Raw genomic sequence first — 556 nt, 5'->3', positions numbered from 1 at the left:
TCCAATGCATTGAATTTCTCCTCTTGCCAAGGCTGGTTTAAGCATATTTGCAGCATCAAGTGATCCTGTAGCTCCACCAGCTCCTACAATTGTGTGAATTTCATCAATAAAAAGAATGATGTCAGTTGTTTTTGAAAGCTCATTTAAAATGGCTTTCATTCTTTCTTCAAACTGACCTCGATACTTTGTTCCAGCAACAATTGAGGCTAAATCCAAAGAAACAACTCTCTTCCCAAACAGAACTCTTGATACCTTTTTTTGAATGATCCGTAAAGCAAGTCCTTCAGCAATAGCTGATTTACCAACACCAGGCTCACCAATTAAAATTGGATTGTTCTTTTTTCTACGACTTAAAATTTGTGCTAATCGTTCAATTTCCCTTTCTCTTCCAACAATGGGGTCCAGAGTACCTTCTTCTGCTGATTTGGTTATATCAATACCAAAATTATCTAATACTGGAGTTTCAGATTTTCCCCTTGATGTAGTTCTTTTAGATTCACCACCAGACAAGCCGCCTTTTTCTTCATGATCTTCTGGATTATAGTCTGCCTGTGCT

1 protein-coding gene is annotated in these 556 nt (G+C 37.6%); it reads right to left on the bottom strand.

What is annotated here, in order from left to right; translation table 11 throughout:
* Positions 1-556: AAA family ATPase (locus ACERKK_RS13190; protein ID WP_373773534.1), on the bottom strand; the 556-nt coding region annotated here is incomplete at both ends.

Origin of the sequence: Poseidonibacter sp., assembly GCF_041821165.1 — a bacterium.
Classification (GTDB): Bacteria; Campylobacterota; Campylobacteria; order Campylobacterales; family Arcobacteraceae; genus Poseidonibacter.
Note: the sequence above shows the minus strand (reverse complement) of the source record. Positions and strands in the feature narration are given on the sequence as shown.